General features: G+C 70.4%; 13 protein-coding genes, 1 tRNA gene and 2 pseudogenes. 7 read left to right on the top strand and 9 right to left on the bottom strand.

Annotation, left to right across the window (positions count from 1 at the left end; all coding sequences use genetic code 11):
* Positions 1–83: 83 nt before the first annotated feature.
* The 4 genes from U8D42_RS19765 to U8D42_RS19750 form a co-directional block, all read right to left on the bottom strand.
* Positions 84–1,910: an Hsp70 family protein gene (locus U8D42_RS19765; RefSeq protein ID WP_322858515.1), complete on the bottom strand. Its 1,827-nt coding sequence runs from the start codon at positions 1,908–1,910 to the stop codon at positions 84–86.
* Between the two features lie 127 nt (positions 1,911–2,037).
* Positions 2,038–3,537, bottom strand: a complete 1,500-nt coding sequence (locus U8D42_RS19760; RefSeq protein ID WP_322858516.1) for a dynamin-like GTPase family protein — start codon at positions 3,535–3,537, stop codon at positions 2,038–2,040.
* Positions 3,534–5,366 carry a dynamin-like GTPase family protein gene (locus U8D42_RS19755; RefSeq protein WP_322858517.1) on the bottom strand — a complete coding sequence of 611 codons (1,833 nt, stop codon included), beginning with the start codon at positions 5,364–5,366 and terminating at the stop codon, positions 3,534–3,536. The genes U8D42_RS19760 and U8D42_RS19755 overlap by 4 nt, the downstream gene beginning before the upstream one ends.
* A gap of 99 nt (positions 5,367–5,465) precedes the next feature.
* Entirely contained in the window at positions 5,466–6,365 is a 900-nt protein-coding gene (locus U8D42_RS19750; RefSeq protein WP_322858838.1) for a hypothetical protein, read from the bottom strand.
* A gap of 297 nt (positions 6,366–6,662) precedes the next feature.
* Here U8D42_RS19750 and U8D42_RS19745 point away from each other — a divergent pair, with 297 nt between their 5' ends.
* On the top strand, positions 6,663–8,066 hold the full coding sequence (locus U8D42_RS19745; RefSeq protein ID WP_348636986.1) for a hypothetical protein: 1,404 nt from the start codon (positions 6,663–6,665) through the stop codon (positions 8,064–8,066).
* 138 nt (positions 8,067–8,204) lie between these two features.
* On the opposite strand, the pseudogene U8D42_RS19740 reads toward U8D42_RS19745, so the two are convergent.
* Together U8D42_RS19740 and U8D42_RS19735 are read right to left on the bottom strand one after the other, a co-directional pair.
* Positions 8,205–8,297 (bottom strand): annotated as a pseudogene (locus tag U8D42_RS19740) (IniB N-terminal domain-containing protein); the annotation flags it as partial.
* Between the two features lie 281 nt (positions 8,298–8,578).
* The gene (locus U8D42_RS19735; protein ID WP_085242791.1) at positions 8,579–9,133 is read right to left on the bottom strand and encodes an Rv0340 family IniB-related protein; all 555 of its coding nucleotides are present in this window, start codon (positions 9,131–9,133) and stop codon (positions 8,579–8,581) included.
* 256 nt (positions 9,134–9,389) lie between these two features.
* Between U8D42_RS19735 and U8D42_RS19730 the strand changes: the two genes are divergently transcribed.
* Together U8D42_RS19730 and iniR are read left to right on the top strand one after the other, a co-directional pair.
* A complete protein-coding gene (locus U8D42_RS19730) occupies positions 9,390–9,557 on the top strand; it encodes a hypothetical protein (RefSeq protein WP_322858518.1) in 168 nt (55 codons plus the stop codon).
* An 8-nt stretch (positions 9,558–9,565) separates the two neighbouring features.
* Positions 9,566–11,992, top strand: coding sequence for an isoniazid response ATPase/transcriptional regulator IniR (gene iniR, locus U8D42_RS19725; protein ID WP_322858519.1), 2,427 nt, complete (start codon positions 9,566–9,568; stop codon positions 11,990–11,992).
* A 68-nt stretch (positions 11,993–12,060) separates the two neighbouring features.
* On the opposite strand, the gene U8D42_RS19720 is transcribed toward iniR, so the two are convergent.
* From U8D42_RS19720 to U8D42_RS19710, 3 genes and pseudogenes are all read right to left on the bottom strand, one after another.
* Entirely contained in the window at positions 12,061–12,969 is a 909-nt protein-coding gene (locus U8D42_RS19720; RefSeq protein WP_322858520.1) for a DUF732 domain-containing protein, read from the bottom strand.
* 344 nt (positions 12,970–13,313) lie between these two features.
* Positions 13,314–13,683: pseudogene (locus U8D42_RS19715) on the bottom strand (hypothetical protein); the annotation flags it as partial.
* 19 nt (positions 13,684–13,702) lie between these two features.
* Positions 13,703–13,776: transfer RNA gene (locus tag U8D42_RS19710), tRNA-Gly, on the bottom strand.
* 183 nt (positions 13,777–13,959) lie between these two features.
* On the opposite strand from U8D42_RS19710, the gene U8D42_RS19705 reads away from it, so the two are divergent.
* The 4 genes from U8D42_RS19705 (at position 13,960) to U8D42_RS19690 (ending at position 18,869) form a co-directional block, all read left to right on the top strand.
* The gene (locus U8D42_RS19705; RefSeq protein ID WP_322858521.1) at positions 13,960–14,616 is read left to right on the top strand and encodes a hypothetical protein; all 657 of its coding nucleotides are present in this window, start codon (positions 13,960–13,962) and stop codon (positions 14,614–14,616) included.
* Between the two features lie 34 nt (positions 14,617–14,650).
* A complete protein-coding gene (gene dcd / locus U8D42_RS19700; protein ID WP_085242786.1) occupies positions 14,651–15,223 on the top strand; it encodes a dCTP deaminase in 573 nt (190 codons plus the stop codon).
* A 107-nt stretch (positions 15,224–15,330) separates the two neighbouring features.
* Positions 15,331–17,532 carry a DUF7159 family protein gene (locus U8D42_RS19695; RefSeq protein WP_431523795.1) on the top strand — a complete coding sequence of 734 codons (2,202 nt, stop codon included), beginning with the start codon at positions 15,331–15,333 and terminating at the stop codon, positions 17,530–17,532.
* A gap of 194 nt (positions 17,533–17,726) precedes the next feature.
* Positions 17,727–18,869 (top strand): DUF7159 family protein, encoded by a 1,143-nt coding sequence (locus U8D42_RS19690; RefSeq protein ID WP_322858522.1) that lies wholly within the window; start codon positions 17,727–17,729, stop codon positions 18,867–18,869.
* Positions 18,870–18,958 lie beyond the last annotated feature (89 nt).

Raw genomic sequence — 18,958 nt, 5'->3', positions numbered from 1 at the left:
TCGCCACGGCACTGCACAGAGATGTTGTCGCCCAGCGCTTTTCGATGGTTCAGTGGTCTGCGTGTCGCCAAGGGTCGACCGAGCTACGGGATGGGCGGGATGGCCGGGATCGCAGGGATCCGTGGTATGCGCGGAATCTGTGGTACCTGAACCGAAGGCGGCGGATTGTCCGTAGACGACGGTGGTGGCGGTGCCGGTGGCGACGTCGTGGCTGTCGACGCGCTGCTCGGCGGCGGCGGTTCGGTGGTCGTCGGTGGTGGTTCGGTGGTGGTCGGTGGCGGTTCGGTAGTGGTGGGCGCCGGCTGAGCGCTCGCCGGCGGCGGCGCAGGCGCCGCCGTGCTGGTCTCAACGGGGGCCTGCTGCGCCGGGGCGGGGTTTGTCTGCACCGTCGAAGGCGGCGGTGACGGTTGCGGCGTGGTGGTGGCGCCGGGTTTCGGCGCGACCGGTGTGTTGGTGGAGCCGTGGCTCAAAGCCAGCATGATCACCGCGCTGAGGGCCAGCACCGCCGCGGCCGCGGCGAGAACCAGCACCACAGGGCGCCGATACCAGGCGGTGTCGGCGGGGCGGGCCTCGTCGGGGAGGGGTTGTTGCTCGAACCGCAGATCGGGCCGGGCGTAACCGGTCTCGTCGCCGAACTGAAACGGCGGCGCGGCAGATGGCGGTTTGGCGTCATCGCCGGCCCGGCCCGGAAATTCGTCGACGGCCGGGGGCAACACCCCCGATTCGTCGCCGGCTTCCGACCATGCCAGTGCGGGCATGGCGGTGGACACCGGTGCCACGTCCTGCAGGGTCGGTTCCGCGAGTGGCGGTGGCGCCGCCACGACTGCCGCGGCGGCCATTTTCGTTTCGCTGTTGTCTGCCGGCCCGCGCGCTGCCCGCAGCGCCGCACCGGTGGCGGCCGCCAGGTGCGGCCGTGGTGGCGTGGTGACCGGCACGCGAAACCGCTCGGACAGCCGCGCGGTGACCTCCGGGATCGCCGCGCCACCGCCCACGGAGGCGATGGCAACCAGGTCGGTCGCGCGGATTCCGTTGCGCGCCAGGGTGTCTTGTAGGACATGAACCAACTGGTCGAGTGGCTGATTGATCGCTTCGTTGAGTTCGATTCTGGTGAGCCGGATATTTCCGCGGAAGCCCGGCAGGTCGGCGGGCAGCGTGGTCGCCGTACTGGCCGAAAGCCGCTGCTTGGCCGCCCGGCATTCGGCCCGCAGTCGGGTCAGCGATCCGATCGCCGATGTGGCCGAGACATCGATGGAACCCGCGGACGACAAATCCGCCACGATGTGGGCCAGCAGGGCTTGGTCGATCAGTTCCCCGGAGAAATCGGTGTGCCGCACCGTGGCACCGATGGGCTGGTAGCCGTTGGCGGCATCGACAAGGGTGATGCTGGTTCCGCCGGCGCCGAAGTCGCACACCGCGACGATCCCGCGGATGGGCAGACCCGGGTTCGTCTGCAGGGCGGTCAGCGCCCCTTCGGCATCCGAGATCAGCGACAGGGATTCCGAACCGCCCGACCATTCGGGCACTCGGCTCAGCGCCGTGCGCAACGCGTCCACCGCGGCGGGGCGCCAGTGCGCGGGATAGGCCACGGCCGTCGCCTCCGGCAGCGGTTGCCCGGCGGTCGCGGCGTAGGCGAGGGCACGCAAGGCGTCCGCGAGCAACGCCTCGCCGCGATGCGTGGAGCCGTCCGCGGCCACGATCCCAACCGGGTCTCCCACCCGGTCGACGAAGTCGGTGATCACCAAGCCGGGCTCGTCGAGGCGGGGGTTCTCGGCGGGAACGCCAACCTCGGGCGGGCGGTGTTGGTACAGCGTCAGCACCGACGTGCGTGTCACTGCCCGATCGGCCGTTATGGCTGCCAGGTTGGCGGTCCCGGCCGACAGCCCCAGCCCCCGTCTTGCTTCCGTTGACATATCGTCCAATTCAGGTGTCCGCCGGCGTGCGTATGCGCGGCCACGACAAGGTATCGGCAGCCAACCTATAGCAGGTCGGCGCCGTCCTCCGATTCACACGGCAATCGCGGGCGCCGGCGCCGGGGCGTCAACGCGGCCGGACGCCGCCATCGCGCGCGGCGAAAGCCGCCACCATCGCTTCGGCGCTGCGCACGGCCGCGCGGCATGCCCTGGTGGTGAACGGGTCGTTGAGCGGGTGCTCGGCGCGGCGGCGCCAACGTTGCGCCGCGGCGAACGCGGCGCGCGGGGCGTCATCGTGCGCCTCGGGGGCCAGCCCCAGCCGGCTGGCCGCGTCGGTTCCCGAACCGCCGATGATGCGCCGCAGCGAAGCGAGCTCTTCGTCATGGAACGCCGTCGAGCGTGAATGCAGTTGGCTGAGCAGGCGCAGCTCCTCGAACGCGTGGGTGTCGGCCAGCAACGGGTCGATGTCGGCGAGGATGCGCGGCGTACCCGCGATCGGGTTCGCCTCGACGAACCGGCGCAACGAGACCAGCGCGGTATGCGCCTTGAGCATGTCGGAGCGCTGCGCGAACTGTTGATCGATGACGTTGCGCAATGCGACCAGCCCGCTGCGTTCCAGCAGCTCATCGGCGAGCCCCGCCGCGTCGGTGACGCCGGCCTTGAGCACGGCGATCGAGATCCGGATGCCGAACATGCCGAACCGCTCGAGCAGCCGGCCGCGCGTGCCGGCGTCCACCGGCAACGGGCTGTCGGGACGGACGAAGCGGTCGGCGCTGAGCATGGCCTTGTGCAGCTCGGCGGCGTCGACACCGGCGAGTTTTTGCAGCGCGACGAACTCCGACTGGCGCAGCGTGCGGGCGGTCAGCGCCAGCAGCCCCGACACCGGCACCACCGCCTGGCAGACGCCCGTCTGGCTCAACTCGCGGGTGAACCTTTTGGCCACGTCTTCGGCCGAGAGCATGGCGTCGAGCCGCCCGGCGCCGATCTCGTCGGCCCGCGACGCCACACCGATGATGCCCAGCGCTCCGGCCGCCCCTCCGACCAGGTCACCGATCTGTTTGAGCAGCGCGATGTCGGCGGCGTTGAGGGTGCGCAGCAAGAACACCACCGCGTCCACCCGCGGCATCCCGTCCTCGGGTACCAGCAGCCGCAGCGTGCGCGCGGAGACGTCACGCGCCAGTGACGAGGTCCCCGGCGTGTCGATGATCGTGGTGGCGATCAGCTCGTCGGCGGGCCATTGAACGTCGAGGTCAACCACGTCGTCCGGGTTCAGCCTGCTCAGGTCGAAGCCGAGTCCGCCGTCGCGCATGATCGGCACATGAGAACGACGCCCCCCAAGATGGTTGGCAATGACCTTCGGTGTCGGGCCGTGCCGAAACCAGGTGACGATCCGGGTGGCCTCGGTGGCGTCCGTGGGCGCGACGGTTTCCCCGACCAGCGCGTTGACCAGGGTGGACTTGCCGGCCTTGAGGGTGCCGGCGAGTGCGATGCGCATCGGTTCGTTGAGCCGGGCGGCGATGCGGTGCAATTCATGGAAGACGTCGGGCCGCTCGCGGTAGGCCGGCTCCGCCTGGTAGGCGCGAATGGTTCCGCCCAGGATGGCGCGGACCTGCTCGCTGGTGCTCACACCCGTGTCACCGCGGGCGCGAGCTTGTCGACGTTGTCGGTGACCTGGGTCAGGATGTTCAACTGCCGCTCCAACTCGCGGATTCGGTTGTCGCGCTCGGTCTCCTCTAACCGCGCGGCGGCGATGGTCGCCTGCAGCGATTCGTTGAGCGAGCGGGTGGCCTGGTTGGCGATGTCGCGGTAATGGTCCCGCAGTTGACGTTGGATCGTCTTGAGCCGGTCGCGCGACTCCTTGCCGACCACGAAGGACACATCGTCGACGAAACGGCGCAGGTTGGTCTTGGCCTCGTTGCGGGCCCGCAGCAGCCGGTTCTCCTTGTCTTCCTTGTAGGCCATGCGGCCCATCACCAACCCGGCCCCGACCGACAGCGGGTTGAACAGACCCAGCCCGGCGACCGAGGACAGCATGCCGACCATCACCATGCCGCCGTAGGAGCCGCGCATGCCCGTCACCACCTTGTGGCCTTTGCCCATGGGTTTGGCCTCCAGCCGGGCCAGTGACTTGAGTTGCCCGAAGTCCGCGCCCATGGCTTGCGCGCTGAGTTCGGGCATGGCCACCGCACCCAGCCCCGCCTCGACGAAGACGCGGCCCACTTCCTGGGCGAGGGCTTTCGCGCGCTGGTAGGCCCAGACGAAATTGTCGCCGACGGCGGTGGCGACGGCGTTCTCCACATCCACCCCGATTTCGGCCCAGTGCCGGGTGGGGTCGCACGAGTCGATCACCCGCTCGGCGTGCTCGGTGATGGCCCGGAAGCGTGCCCGCAGATCGTGGTCCACGTCGCCGGTCAGGTCGGTGATTCCGTCGTTGAGCAACTGCTGCCACAACGCCGTCTGCTGCAGCGCGTCCTCGGCCTCGCGTTTGCGTTGCTCCAGGTCCTCGGTGAGCCGCCCACCGACGTCGGCGTCGCTGAGCGCGGCCAGCTCAGAGCGCACCGTGAGCGTCAAATGCTCTGCAGCCGAGCGGATTTCATCGAGCACCTGGTCTCGGAGCTGGTCGTTGCGGCGGGCCAGCACGTCCTCACTGAGGAACTTGACGATCGCCGGGAAGTTGGACTCGTCGTTGAGTTCCTTGTCGTTGAGCGTGATGGCGTGGCTGCGTAACAGGGAGGACACCGGAAGCACCGGCATCGGTACCCGGGCGCGCTGCAGGTGTCCGATGTTGGCGTTGACGATCTCGCGCCAATGCGGATACAGGTCGGTCTTGGTGGCCAGCAGCACCCCGACCGGACAGATTTGATGGGCCTGCTGCACGAACCGCATTTCCGGCTCGGTCAGTTCCTGGCTGGTGTCGCTGACCATCAGGATCGCGTCGGCGTCGGGCAACAATCCCAGCGTCGCCGACAGGTGCGGCTGACCGTGACCGCCCACGCCGGGTGTGTCGATGAACGTGAGCCCCCCTTGCAGCATCGGGCTGGGCGCGCCGACCTCCACCCGGAGGACCTCGCGACCGGCGGCCTGCGGAGCCTGACGCAGGTCCGTCTGCAGTTCGGCAACCGGGACGTCAGCGGTTTCTGGTTCGCCGTTGGGGCCCGCCAGGACGATCCGCGCCGACGGCGGATCGCCGTAGGCGACGACGGTGATCAGCACCGTGGCCTCGTCGTCACCGACGCGCGCGACGGGCATGTTGAGCAGCGAGTTGAGCAACTGGCTTTTGCCCTGCTTGAGCTGGCCGGCGATCACCACCCGGGTGTGGGGGTCGGTGACGCGTTCGCGGGCCCACGCGAGCCGCTGGCTCAGGTCGCCGCGGCCGTTGAGGTCGGCAATCGTGCTGGTGTGATCGATCAGTTCGACGATCACGTTGACCCGGCGCGGGTCATCGGGCTGAGTCACCGGGTCGCCCTACTTTCTGCGTTGAACTCCGAAACACCGTATGCCCACCAACCGGCGGGAACCCCGTAAGGTCCCCGCCGGTTCACGGCGATGCCCTGATCAGAACCCGGTGTGCGGGTCCACCGGGTGGTGCGTCATCGGGTCGCTTTGGACCGGCGTGTGCGATGCCGCGGGGTCGTAGCTGTTGTGGTCGAACACCGAGTGACTCGAGGCGTCGGCGGCCGACTGGCCCGACGCGTCGAACGCCGTGTGGCCGGACGGGTCGGCGACCGCCGACGTGCCTTGCAGGGCCGAGTGGGCGTCGACCGAGGCCGCGCTTTGGCCAGCCGCCGCGCTCGGATCCGCGTGCGCGGGGGTGCTGGGACTCTGGATGACAGAGGAGCTGCCGCCCGCGACTGCCGCGTGGCCACCGGCCGTGGCGGCGGAGCTGCTGTCGTGGATGACGCCGCTTTGGCCTGCGGACACGTGGCTGGTGCCCGCGGCGGTGCCGCCGGCGGTGGTGCCGCCGCCCAACGCAGCGCCCTCGTGGCTGAGAATGTTGCCCTGCGCGTTACCGCCGGCGCCGACCGCTGCGCCACCGCTGGCCGCGACCTGACCTGACATGCCGGTTTCGGCGGACGGAGCCATCGGCTGAGCGCTGGCGTGGCCACCCAGCGCGGCGCCTTCGCTAGCGAGGATGCCGCCGTGTGCGCCGCCACCGGCTGCGGTCGCTGCACCACCGCCGGCTTGGCCGCCCGCGGCGACTCCGCCTTGTGCGCTGGTCAGCTGTGCGCCGCCGCCGAGCGCTGCGCTTTCGCTGCCCAGGAAGCTGGCGTGACCGCCGGCGTTGGCTGCGAGCGCTGCGTTTCCGGCGGCGCTGGCCTGGGCGCCCAGGCCGGCATTACCTAACGAGCTGGCTGCCGCCTGAGCGCCGGCACCACCGCCGAGGGCAGTAGCGCCGCTGACACCGCCAACCGCGGAGCCGCCACCCGAGCCGAACGCGCTACCGCTGGTGCCCAAGGTCGCGCCGCCGGCGGCGCCGACCTGGCCGCCTACACCGACGCCACCTGACGAGCCGCCGATTTGAGCTCCCCCGGCGCCCAGGCCGCTGGCCTGGCCGCCGTAGCCGCCTCCCGCTTGGCCGCTGGCTTGGCCGCCGTAGCCGCCTCCCGCTTGGCCGCTGGCTTGGCCGCCGTAGCCGCCTCCCGCTTGGCCGCTGGCTTGGCCGCCGTAGCCGCCTCCCGCTTGGCCGCTGGCTTGGCCGCCGTAGCTGCCTCCCGCTTGGCCGCTGGCTTGGCCGCCGTAGCTGCCTCCCGCTTGGCCGCTGGCTTGGCCGCCGTAGCCGCCGCCAACGCGGCCGCCGAAGCCACCGCCAGCCTCACCCTCGGCGCTCGCCTGACCACCAGCTCCGACATGACCGCGACCTCCGGCCTGGCCGCCAGCTCCGCCCTGGCCGCCAAAGCCGCCGCCGGCACGCCCACCTGCTTCGCCGCGACTACCGCCTGCGATCTGGCCGCCGGCCCCGCCGTGCCATCCGGCGTCGCCACCGACACCGACGCCGCCGCCGGCTTGGCCGCCAACGGCGCCTTGCCATCCGGCGTCACCACCGACACCAAAGCCACCGCCGGCTTGGCCGCCAAAGCCACCGCCGATCCCCGTACCGGCTTCGCCGCCGATACCGCCCTGCCATCCGGCGTCGCCACCGACACCGAAGCCACCGCCGGCTTGGCCGCCGAGGCCTGCGCCGGCGTCGCCGCCGACACCGAAGCCACCGCCGACTTCGCCGCCGGCCTGGCCGCCGAAGCCGCCGCCGATACCCGCGCCCGCTTCACCACTGACACCGAAGCCACCGCCGGCCTGGCCGCCGAAGCCGCCGCCGATGCCCGTGCCCGCTTCGCCACCGAGACCGAAGCCACCTCCGGCCTGGCCGCCGAGGCCCGCGCCGGCGTCACCACCGAGACCGAAACCTCCGCCGGCTTCGCCGCCGGCCTGGCCGCCGAAGCCGCCGCCGATGCCCGCGCCGGCGTCGCCGCCGACACCGAAGCCACCGCCGACTTCGCCGCCGGCCTGGCCGCCGAAGCCGCCGCCGATACCCGCGCCCGCTTCACCACTGACACCGAAGCCACCGCCGGCCTGGCCGCCGAAGCCGCCGCCGATGCCCGTGCCCGCTTCGCCACCGAGACCGAAGCCACCTCCGGCCTGGCCGCCGAGGCCCGCGCCGGCGTCACCACCGAGACCGAAACCTCCGCCGGCTTCGCCGCCGGCTTGGCCGCCGAAGCCGCCGCCGATGCCCGTGCCCGCTTCGCCACCGAGACCGAAGCCACCTCCGGCCTGGCCGCCGAGGCCCGCGCCGGCGTCACCACCGAGACCGAAACCTCCGCCGGCTTCGCCGCCGGCTTGGCCGCCGAAGCCGCCGCCGATGCCCGTGCCCGCTTCGCCACCGAGACCGAAGCCACCGCCGGCCTGGCCGCCGAAGCCACCACCGATGCCCGCGCCGGTTTCGCCACCGAGCCCGACTTCGCCGCCGGCCTGGCCGCCAAAGCCGCCACCGACACCGAAGCCGCCGCCGGCTTCACCGCCGAAGCCCCCACCGACGCCGTAGCCAACCTGAGCGCCCAGCCCCACCGCGTCCGACAACCCCGCGCCGCCAGCCAAGCCGGCACCGACGTCGGCGCCGAGCCCAGCAGCAGCCTCACCGCCAGCCGCCGCGGAAACGTCTGAGGCCGCCGCGAGACCGAACTGACTGGCCACCGCCTGCTGCAGACCAACGATGGGGTCGCCGCCACCTAGTTGCAGCCCCGGCACCGCGCTGGCCGCCACGGAGGAGACCTGGGCGGGGGACACGTCAGCAAACCCGGCATCATTCAGCGCCTGGTGCGGAGAGGCAGCGAAGGCCCTGGCCGCGTCTTCGCTGCGGAACAGGTTAAGGATGTAGTCGATCAGAGAGCTCACGTCAGTGCCTTTCGATTGTGACTCGTTTGAGCCTTTGCCGGTGCTACGCCGACGTTCCGACACTCAAGCTAGGCGCTTCTTTCCAGGCCGGTAACGGGGCCGAATCCCCCAGTCGTTTGCGCCCTTGGCGGGATCACTCAGTCCATGCCGTTAGGGGATTAGGGGGTGGTTAGGGACAGGTGGAGCTTGGTCGGATAACCCCCCATCGACGACATTTGCCCACTTCAGGACCATAACGGCCGACAATTGCGGTCGTCGCCCAAGTCGATAACGAATCGAAATCACCCGAAGTGTGGGTCGAATCCATGATGCTCATGTTCGACGGGGTGGCTGTCGGCCACGGGGTGATCCCATCCTTCCGGGCCGTGCATTCCGAATCCGCCGTCGTGGACTGGCTGATGAGGCATTTCGTCGGACGCAGCGATCGTCGCCGAGGGATCATGCGGCTGGAGTGGCGCCGGATTGGGATCTGTCCACGCGCCGTGGGCCTCGCCGCCGTCACCGGCCGGCGGGGCATCGATGACGTGGCCGGTCAGGCCGTGCCCATCGGCTGCCCCCGAATTTTGGGCCGGCGCGTGCGCCGGGAACGCGTCGAACGCGGCCGTGGCCGCACCGCTTGCCCACACATTGCCGTGCTCGGAGGCGCCGCCGGTACCGCCCGGAGTGGACATCGACAGCGAGTCCGACACCATCGGGATCAAATGATTCACATCGGCGCTGGTGACACCCGTCAGGTGAGCGTCGGCGATCGCTTGCGCGGGATCCGCCGCGTAGCGCGCGGCGGCTTGCGGGTCGCGCACGAGTGACATCACAAAGTCAAGCAATGCATTTGCCATGACACGCCTCCAGCGTGCGCTCCGTCACCATCAACGCCTACCCGCAGCCCAAAACCAGCCGTTTCCCGGAATGCTATCTGCCGATGGCACCGCCGTGATCGGTGTGCGCCCACCCTGCCCGGCCGCCGCGTTAGGGGATCCCCCATTAGGGGATCTCGGTGCCTACGGGGATTATGATGACCGGCACGGCGGGGGAGCGCTAGGGTAGGCAACGGCCGCCGACGCCAGTCACCCACATCGACGCAGGGACGTGCACATGGGGAACTCGCTCGGGTTGGGCGCCGGGTCGGGTGCCTGGGAGCCGGACGCCGACGGCTCGGCGCGCCTCGGCCACCGGCCACCCGAGAACCACCTGCCCGACACGCCCACGGGCGCGAGGGTGCGCACCGATCACCGGTCGCCCAAACGCGCCACGCCCGAGTAGCCCTCACCGTGGCCAGTCCGGACATTGCGGCCTCCACCGAGGTCCCCCCCGACGCGCGTCGCATCGTCAACGCGCTGGCGGACGCCGCGCAAACCCCGGTCAAGGTCCTCGTCAGCGGGGGGATCGGCACCGGAAAGACCACCGTCCTCGCCGCCGTTCGGGATGCCCTGCGCGGTGCCGGGGTGACGGTGCTGACGCGCCCCCCGCGCGACGGGGACCGGCCGGACGCGGCGGTGGTCATCGATGACGCGCAATTGTTAACCGACACCGAGTTGCTGGCGCTCGCTGAGCGCATCGCTGACCCCGCGGCGACGGTCGTGGTGGCCGCCGAACCGTGCGAGCAGCACACCACGCTGCGGACGCTGGCCGCGGCCCTCGAACGGGAGTGGCCGCGCTTATCGTTGGGTCCGCTGCCCGTCGCCGACCACTTCGTGGACAGCACCGCGGGTCTGCCGTTTTTGGTGCGGGCGGTGACCGAGACCGCGCAGGACCCATTGCAGGCGGCCAAGTTTGCGTTGATCGACCGGCTGCGCCGCCTCGACGAATCAACGTTGGACACTCTGCTGATCGCGTCGTTGAGCCCCGGTTTGGGTGCCGCCGATGTCGCTGCGGCACTGGGTATCTCGACGACCGAAGGGCTGCTGCTTGTCGACCGGGCGCGCGCCAGCGGGCTGATCGAGCCGTCGCACAGCCCGGGCTTCGTCCGGTTGGTGCACGACGCCGTTGCCCAGCTCGTCGGCACCGCGCATCACCACCAAGTCGAGATCGCACTGTTGCGTTCCCAGCTCGCCATGTCCACGTTGTCACCGGACCTCGCGCTGCGTCTCGCCGAACACGGACTGCGAGACGCCGATCTGGCGAGTTCCCTGCGCCGCGCGGCGACCGAGGCCCGCGAGTCCGGCCGTGCCGCCCGGCTGTACCGGGCGGCGGTCGGCGCCGGCGCCGAAGGGCTGTCGCGCCGGCTGGCCGACGCCCTGGCCCTGACCGGAGACTGCGCGGGGGCGGCGGCCTTGGCCGATGATCTGCTGAGTTCGGCCGATGTTGCCGAACGTGCCGCCGCGGTGCGGGTGGCGGCCAGCGTCGCCGCCCACGACGGCCATGCGGGGCAGGCGGCCGAGTTGTTCGGCTGGCTGGGGCCCTACCCGGACCCGGTGGTCAGCGCCGCCGGCGCGATCACGCTGGCCGCGACGGGAGACCTCACGGCGGCGCGCGCTGCGCTGCGGGTCCCGGGACAGGGGCCGCCGACGGCTGCCGCGCGCGCCGCCCGCGGCCTCGCCGAAGGCCTGCTGATGAGCATGAATGAGCCGTACCCGGCCGCGGTGGCGAAGCTTGGGCAGGCGATCGCGGTGGGCGGATCGATCGGTGAAGTCATCCCCGATAGCCCGGCCGCGTTGGTTACCCTGGCGGCGCTGCACGGCGGCGATCCGGTGCGGGCGCGCAGCATCATCGGTCGCGCGGTGCGCACCGACGGTGACGGGTTCTTCGAGCGACGGCATCTGCTGTTGCTCGGCTGGACGAAGATGTGCGAAGGCCAACTCGCCTCGGCCGGCGCTGACGCCGACGCCGCCTGCTCGGGTGCGGCCACCGACCTGCATCGGCGTGACGCGCTATGGGCGGCGACGCTGCGCACCGCGATCGCGCGTCGCAGCGGCGACACCGGCGCGCTGCACAAGCATTGGTATGCGGCGATGGAGGTGCTCGCCGAGTACTCCATCGACTTGTTCACCCTGCTGCCCTTGGGCGAATTGTGGGTCGCCGCGGCAAGGATGCGCCAGGTGGCCCGGCTGCGCCACACCCTCGATCTGGCATTCGGTTTGTTGGACTCGCTGGGCAACCCGGTCTTGTGGTCGGTGCCGCTGCACTGGGCAGGGGTGCACGCCGGAATCCTGACGGGTTCACCGGAATCCGTGGCCCCGCACGGGCGTGCCCTCACCGCGGCGGCCTCCGAGAGCGTCTTCGCCCAAGCGCTGGCGGGTGCCGGTCGTACCTGGCTGCGGGTGCTCGCCGACCAGGTCGACGCCGACGAGGTGACCATGGCCGCCCGCTCCCTGGCCCAGTTCGGGTTGACCTGGGATGCGACCCGCCTTGCCGGTCAAGCCGCGCTGCAGACGCCGGATGCCCGTGTATCGGGCGACATGCTGCAGCTCGCTCGCGATCTCAAGCTGGTCGCCGCGGTGGAGGAGACCCCCGATGACGAGCCCGGGTCTGGCGCTCCGAAAACGACCCGACGGCCGCCGTCGGCCTCTCCGTTGTCCGCGCGGGAACGCGAAGTCGCCGAACTGCTTCTCCTGGGCTTGCCGTACCGCGACATCGGCCGTCAGCTGTTCATCTCAGCCAAGACCGTCGAACACCATGTGGCGCGGATCCGCCGCCGGCTCGGCGCCGGCTCGCGTTCCGAGATGTTGTCGATGCTGCGCGCAATATTGGCTTCATAGCGCTTCGACGCTCACCCGTGGTGGCGCAAACCCACGCCGCCGACCCGTGCGGGCGCTTGGTTTCGCGATCATCCGCCGCCGGCGGCAGCGCCACCACCACCGGCATCACCGCCGCCACCGGATTGCCACCAGCTATAGACACCGGAATAGGCACTCGTCGGGCACAGGTCCTCAGCCGCAGCAAGAACGAACTGAGCCGCCTGTTTGAGGGTCAGCGTCGGATAGGTCCTCTGCAGGGCCTTGGCCGCTTGAACACCGTCCAAGCCGCTGTTCCAGAGCTCGCCGCAAACCGTGTAACCGTTGTTCAATAGTGCCGGTTGCAGTCCGGTGATCCCTGCCGCCTGCACGGCGGCCAAGAAGTCCTGAACTGGGTGATGTTTCTGCAGGGAGGTTTGCCACAGCTGCTGAACCTCCGCGATCTCGCCATCTTCGGGCGCGGGCGTGGCCGGGATCGGAATGAGGGCCGGTGGTACTGACTGGGTTGATGGCAACGGTGCCGCCGGGCTGGTCGGCAGGTGCGGGTCCCGACTCGACCACGGGTCTAGCGCGGCCCACCGGATCGGGAAATACAGGGCGACGCCGAGTGCTATGAGTACAGGGATGACGATCGCCGTGCGCATCCCTGCCTTGGTCACCGTGCCGACCTGTGCGGCGGCCACCGACCCCATGGCGCACAGAACGACGGCAGAGATGGCGACCAGCCACAGACCCCATTCGACTTGAAGTCCGACAAGTCGGTGGCTGGTCGATGCCACGTTGACGATGTTGACGATCGCGGTGAGAAGACATACGAGTCCGGCGATCGAGGCGATCCATGCCAACGGGGCCAGCCACCGCGTGCCGGACCCGATTCGTGCAAGGTTCAGCAAGGCGAACAACGCGATGCCGGCGACTGCCCCGAGGACAAAGGTGGTTTTCCCTGCCACCACACGCTGGCCGTGGCGCCGTTCGCGGTGACCCAAGCACGGCTTGCCCATGGGCCGGCGCTGCCGACCATGATGCCCACGCTCGCGGCGATGGCTGCGATCGCATTCGGGAGGTAGCACGGTGCGGCGCTCCGGGGCGGCCGAGACGGCGTGTGCTGAAAGGATTCCCGCGGGTTGCTGCTCACCGCGCCACCGTCGTCGTGCATATTTTGTCGGTCTTCCAGAGCGGACATGCGCACTCCTCGGGAGCATCGGGTCCAAGCCCTTGATATTTCGGTACTCAAACCGTGCGCGGACAGGGCTGTACGGCATCGACTATCGCTGCCCAGATCGCCAATTGTGAGGGCCAAAGGTCCCAGCCGCGGGATATTCCATCGGATTTACCGGGGCGTTTCGTTGCGCGACGTGTCGATGACGTGGTGCGAACCGTTCGTCAGCGCCGAAATCTCCTCGCCATAACCGATTTCGTCCTCGGTGGTGAAGAAGTTCGCGGTGTTGACGCTGAACCCAGCGTGTGGCCAACACCGGCGTCGTTGAGCCGGGCGGCCATGTCCGCCGGGCGCCTGCGGCGTGTTGGTGCTTGCGGTCAGCTCCGGGCTCGGCGGGTCGGCGTGCTGCGCGGCGCGCGTGGCCGCCGAGGTGGGATTGATGTAAGACCGGCGCCTCGGCCAACGGATCGACGTCACCGGCCAGCCGGATCGCCGGGCCGGGACTGACCCGCGGCGGTTCGGCTACAAGACCCACGGGGGCGACGGCCGCGACCATGAGGAGGGGGCGCTTGATGTGGAGCCGATGACGGGAATCGAACCCGCGTATTCAGCTTGGGAAGCTGATGTTCTGCCATTGAACTACATCGGCGGTGTCGGCATCGAAGACTAGCATCGAAGAGCGGATCCGTCGGGCGAGTGGTGCGGCCGAACACCAACGGCCCAGCGCCGGTCCGGCCAGGGGTGCAAATGCACGTCGACGAGGAATGGCGGACTTCTGGCAAATTCCCGGACGATGTTTATTCTTTCGTGATCTTGTCGTAATGTGCCTGGGGTGGGTCGGCACAGATTAGCCAAGGAGCGGCGGAAATCGCCGCTCATCCTGGCAGTGGCGCTGGCCCCGGCGGCGGCCTTCTTCGCGGCGGCGGGTGATGCCGGCCCATTCGTTCCCCGCCACGACCCCGTACCCGTTATTGGCGACACGGGCCCCTGCTGCCTCGAGATCGTGGCGGCAAAACCGGTGGCGATTGCGCTCGCGTCGGATGTGTCCCGCGGCGACGGCGCGGCCGAGCCCGTCGCCGCGTCGCGGTATCACACCAGGTCGCGGTTCCTGCCCGCCGGGCTCGCCCCGGAGCAGGGCCTGCAGGTGCGAACGATCCAGGTTTCCCGCAGCATCAGCGCCAACTTCCCCCAGATCCACGAAATGGGCGGAGTGCGACCGGATCCGCTGCCCTGGCATCCACTCGGTTTGGCGATCGATGTGATGATCCCCAACCCGCAGAGCGCCGACGGCATCGCCCTGGGCAACGAGATCGTCGCCTACGTGATGAAGAACGCCCGTCGTTTCGGGATCCAGGACGCGATCTGGCGCGGTGTCTACTACACGCCGGGCGGGGCGCAGCCGAGCCGGCTCGGCCACTACGACCACGTCCACGTCACGACCACCGGGGGCGGCTACCCCAAGGGTGGCGAAATGTATCTCGCCGACTGACCGCTCGACGGTGAGCAGCGGTTAGGCTCGTCGGGTGCTGCTCTCCGATCGAGACCTCAGGGCCGAAATCACCGCCGGCCGGGTGGGCATCGACCCGTACGACGACACCCTGGTGCAACCGTCCAGCATCGACGTACGCCTGGATTGCATGTTCCGGGTGTTCAACAACACCCGCTACACCCACATCGACCCCGCCAAGCAGCAGGATGAGCTCACGACGCTGGTCGAACCCGTCGACGGCGAGCCGTTCGTCCTGCACCCGGGGGAGTTCGTGCTGGGCTCCACGCTGGAGCTGTTCACCCTGCCCGAGGACCTGGCGGGCCGATTGGAAGGCAAGTCGTCGCTGGGCCGGCTCGGACTGTTGACGCACTCGACCGCCGGTTTCATCGATCCCGGCTTCAGCGGTCACATCACCCTGGAGCTGTCCAACGTCGCCAACCTGCCGATCACGCTGTGGCCGGGCATGAAGATCGGTCAACTCTGCATCCTGCGGCTGACCAGTCCGGCCGAACATCCTTACGGCAGTTCGCAAGTAGGTTCGAAGTACCAGGGCCAGCGCGGACCCACGCCGTCGCGTTCCTATCAGAACTTCATAAGGACTACATAGGTTCTGCGGGGCACCCCCGCCCACGTTCTGCGCGATACTTAGTTAGCCATGGTTTTTTCCTCCGCCTAGCCGTGGTTCGTCGAGCAATACCTTTGGAGGGGTTGGTCTTGGATATCGTGCTCGGGGTGTCGATGGCACCGGCGTCGATCCAAATGGTCGTGCTGGAAGGCGAATACGCCGACGGAGCCACGGTGGAAGAGGACGTGTTCGACGTCGCCGCCGCCGACGAAGCGGCCACCGCGAGCGCGCCCGACCAGGTGCTTGCCGCCATCCTGGGCACCCGCGAGGGCGCGGCCGAGGCGGGGCTCGAGGTGTCGTCCATCGGCGTGACGTGGACCGACCAGCTCGAGGCGGCGGCGTTGCGCGACGCGCTGACCGCCCACCGGGTCGAGAATGTCATGTTGGTGTCGGCGTTTCTCGCCGCGACGGCATTGGCCCAAAACGTTGGCGGCGCAATGGGTTACGAGCGAACCGCCGTCATGTTCATCGAGCCCGACGCCGCGACGCTGGCCGTCGTCGAGACTTCCGACGGCTCTATCCCCGACGTCTACAAGCAACCGATCTACGCCGAGTCGTACGACCAGGCCGCCGCGCAACTCGGCGGCATGATCGCCGGGCTGGAGAAGCTGGAAGCGGCGCCGGACGGCGTGCTGGTGGTGGGCTCAGGCATCGACGTCGCCCCGCTGAAACCTGCCCTGCAGACGGCGACTTCACTCGCGGTGAGCATGCCGGAGGAGCCGGAGACGGCGCTGGCCCGCGGCGCCGCCTTGGCGTCGGCCAACGCGCCGCTGTTCGCCTCGTCGACCGCCGCGCTGGCCTACGCCCAGGACCCCGGCACCGGTGCCGTCGGTCAGCACTCGCTGCCGGAATACCTTTACGTGCCATTCGGGCCGGAGGCCGGCGACGACGAGCTCGCCTACAGCGCGGTGCCCGACGAGGACTCCGACTCGCCGACCGTCGTGATCGAAAAGCTCTTCCTGCCCGAAGAGCGCGAACCGCGGCGCCGGCCGGCCCTGCTGATCGGGAGCGGCCTGGCTGTCGCCGGCATCAGCGCGGTGCTGGCGCTCGAGATCGCGCTGGCGATCGGCATCCGCACGACGGGCACCATCGCCCTGCAGCCCACCCCCGGGCAGCACCTCATCGTTCCGACGCAGGAGGCGCCGGCGCCCGCGCCCGTTAAGGCGTCGGCCCCGGCGCAGCGGATCAACCCGCCGGTGCCGATGGCGGCGCCGATGCCGATGAATCCGCCGGCGGCTCCGCTGCCGGTACCGCCACCCGCCGCGCCTCCGATCCCCGCTGCCCCGATGCCCGCGCCGGTGGTGCCGGTGCCCGTCGTGGTCCCGCCGATCGCGCCGGTGATATTGCCGCCGGTCCACGTCGCGATGCCCAACCCGGTCGTGAGCCCGCCGGTCATCCGGGTACCGCCGCCGCGCGTGTCGCCACCGCAGCCGGTGCTGCCCCAGCCGCCGGTGCGTCTCCCGCAACCGCAGTCGCCGCCGTCGGTCGGCGGCACCCCGCAGTCGCCGCCTCATCAGGTGCCCCCAGGGCAAGGTTCGTCGCCGATCCCCGAGCACCCCGGCGGCTCGACCGGCGGCCATGTTCCGCCGCCCGGCTCGGGCACGGGCGGCACCAGCGGGCACGAACCGCCGCCGAGTTCGGGTTCGGGCGGTCTGGGCGGTGGGCATGTTCCGCCGCCCGGCTCGGGCACGGGTGGCACCAGCGGGCACGAACCGCCGCCGAGTTCGGGTTCGGGCGGTCTGGGTGGCGGGCATGTGGCCCCGCCGAGTTCGGGTCCCGGCGGTCTGGGCGGTGGGCACGTGCCGCCTCCGAGTTCGGGTCCGGGCGGTCTCGGTGGCGGGCATGTGTCGCCTCCGAGTTCGGGTCCGGGCGGTCTCGGTGGCGGGCATGTGTCCCCGCCGGGTGAGGGCGGTCTGGGCGGTCTCGGTGGCGGGCATGTGACCCCGCCCGGTTCGGGCGGTCTGGGCGGTGGGCATGTGTCGCCTCCGAGTTCGGGTCCGGGCGGCCTTGGCGGCGGGCACGTCCCGTCTCCCAGCTCCGGCGGCGGCCTCGGTGGCTTCGGCGGCGGCCTGGGCGGCTTCGGTGGTGGCCATGGCGGCGGACCCGTCGGCGGCCTCGGCGGCCTCGGTGGCTTCGGTGGTGGCCACGGCGGCGCTCCCGGGGGCGGCGGATTCGGCGGCTTCGGTGGCTTCGGTGGTGGCCACGGCGGAGGGCTGGGCGGTGGCGGCGGCTTCGGCGGTGGTGGCTTCGGTGGTGGCCACGGCGGCGGCGGTGGCGGCGGGCACAAGTAGCCCGCGATAAACGGGAACGCCACTCGGCGGCCTCGGCTGCCGGAGGCACTCAAGTTCGCGCGCTAGGGTGGCGAATCGGGGTGGGGTGCGGCCGAGATGGCTGCGAATGCACCCGGCCAATCCTGATGTGACGAAGCCCCCCGCGGGCGTCGCTCGCACGGCACGGCAATCGATTTCGACGACTTGGAGGAGCGGTGGACGTCGTACTTGGCGTGTCTATGGCGCCTGAGACGGTCCGCATGGTGCTGGTGGAAGGGGAATCCGCCGGTGGCGTGACCGTCGACCAGGACGGCTTCCCCCTCGCCGGTCAGACGACGGCGGTTGCCGCGGCGGATCGCGTGGTCGCCGCGATTCTCGGCACCCGGGAGAGCGCGGCCCGGGGCGGCTATCAGCTGAAGTCGAGCGGAGTGACCTGGACCCATCCGGCCGAGGCCGCAGCGCTGCGAAACGCCTTGGCGGAACGCAAGATCGAGAACGTCATGCTGGTGTCGTCGGTCATGGCCGCCGCGGCGCTCGCTCAGGCGGCGGGCAGCGCGACCAACTGCGCGCGCACTGCACTGCTCTTCGTGGAGCCGAGCACGGCGACGCTGGCCGTTGTCGACACCGCCGACGGTTCGGTCGCCGACGTGCGCCGGCATCCGCTGCCCAGCAGTGACGAGGAAGCCCTGGCGAAGCTGGCCGCGATGGTCTCAGGCGCCGAATCGATGCGGGCCCGCCCGGACGGGCTGTTCCTCGTTGGCTCGGACGTCGACATCCCCTACATCAAGCCGGCGCTTGAGGCGGCGACCTCACTGTCGGTGACCACGCCCGAGGAACCCGAGATGGCGCTGGCGCGGGGCGCCTCGTTGGCGGCGGCCAACGCCCGGCTGGGCGCACCCTCGACGATCGCGATGCCCTACGTCGGAGATCCCTCGGCGGACGGTAGGGAGCTCGCCTACAGCGCCGAATCGGCCAACGGGGCGGGCCGGGGGACCGCCGTCGACCGCAAAACCGCGTCGGGCGAGCGACAGAACCGACGATCGGTGCTGGCCGTCGTCGCGGTGACCCTCGTGTTCGTCGGCGGCGTGGTCGCCCTGGCCATCGCCCTGGCCTTGAACATCCGGCCCCACGCGCCCCAGCGTCCCGACATCACCCAGAACGTCGTGGCCCCGGCCAAGCCGGCCAACCCGGCGCCGCCGCCGTCGGCCGTCCCACCGCCCCCGGCGTCGGCCCCGCCGGCGCCCGCCCCCGCTCCGGCAGCACCCCAACCGGGGCCCGGCCCGTCCCACGGCGATCAGTGGGACGACTGGCTGCGCCGGCACCTCGGGGCACACGGCATCCCGATCCCCCAGCCGTAACGCCCGGAACTGAAAGCGGCGAGTGCGCGTAAAATAGTGGCTCTAGGGGAATATAGGGTGGGGACTCAGTGACCTCTGGCGTTTTCGCG

The sequence above is a fragment of the Mycobacterium europaeum genome (genome assembly GCF_034555895.2).
Lineage (GTDB): Bacteria > Actinomycetota > Actinomycetes > Mycobacteriales > Mycobacteriaceae > Mycobacterium > Mycobacterium europaeum.
This window is presented reverse-complemented; position numbering and strand designations above follow the sequence as displayed.

Bases quoted from the DNA above. Each gene is read 5' to 3' on its own strand.
- U8D42_RS19765 (WP_322858515.1), bottom strand. From the start codon at position 1,910: ATGTCAACGGAAGCAAGACGGGGGCTGGGGCTGTCGGCCGGGACCGCC.
- U8D42_RS19735 (WP_085242791.1), bottom strand. From the start codon at position 9,133: ATGGCAAATGCATTGCTTGACTTTGTGATGTCACTCGTGCGCGACCCG.
- U8D42_RS19730 (WP_322858518.1), top strand. From the start codon at position 9,390: ATGGGGAACTCGCTCGGGTTGGGCGCCGGGTCGGGTGCCTGGGAGCCG.
- U8D42_RS19720 (WP_322858520.1), bottom strand. From the start codon at position 12,969: ATGGGCAAGCCGTGCTTGGGTCACCGCGAACGGCGCCACGGCCAGCGT.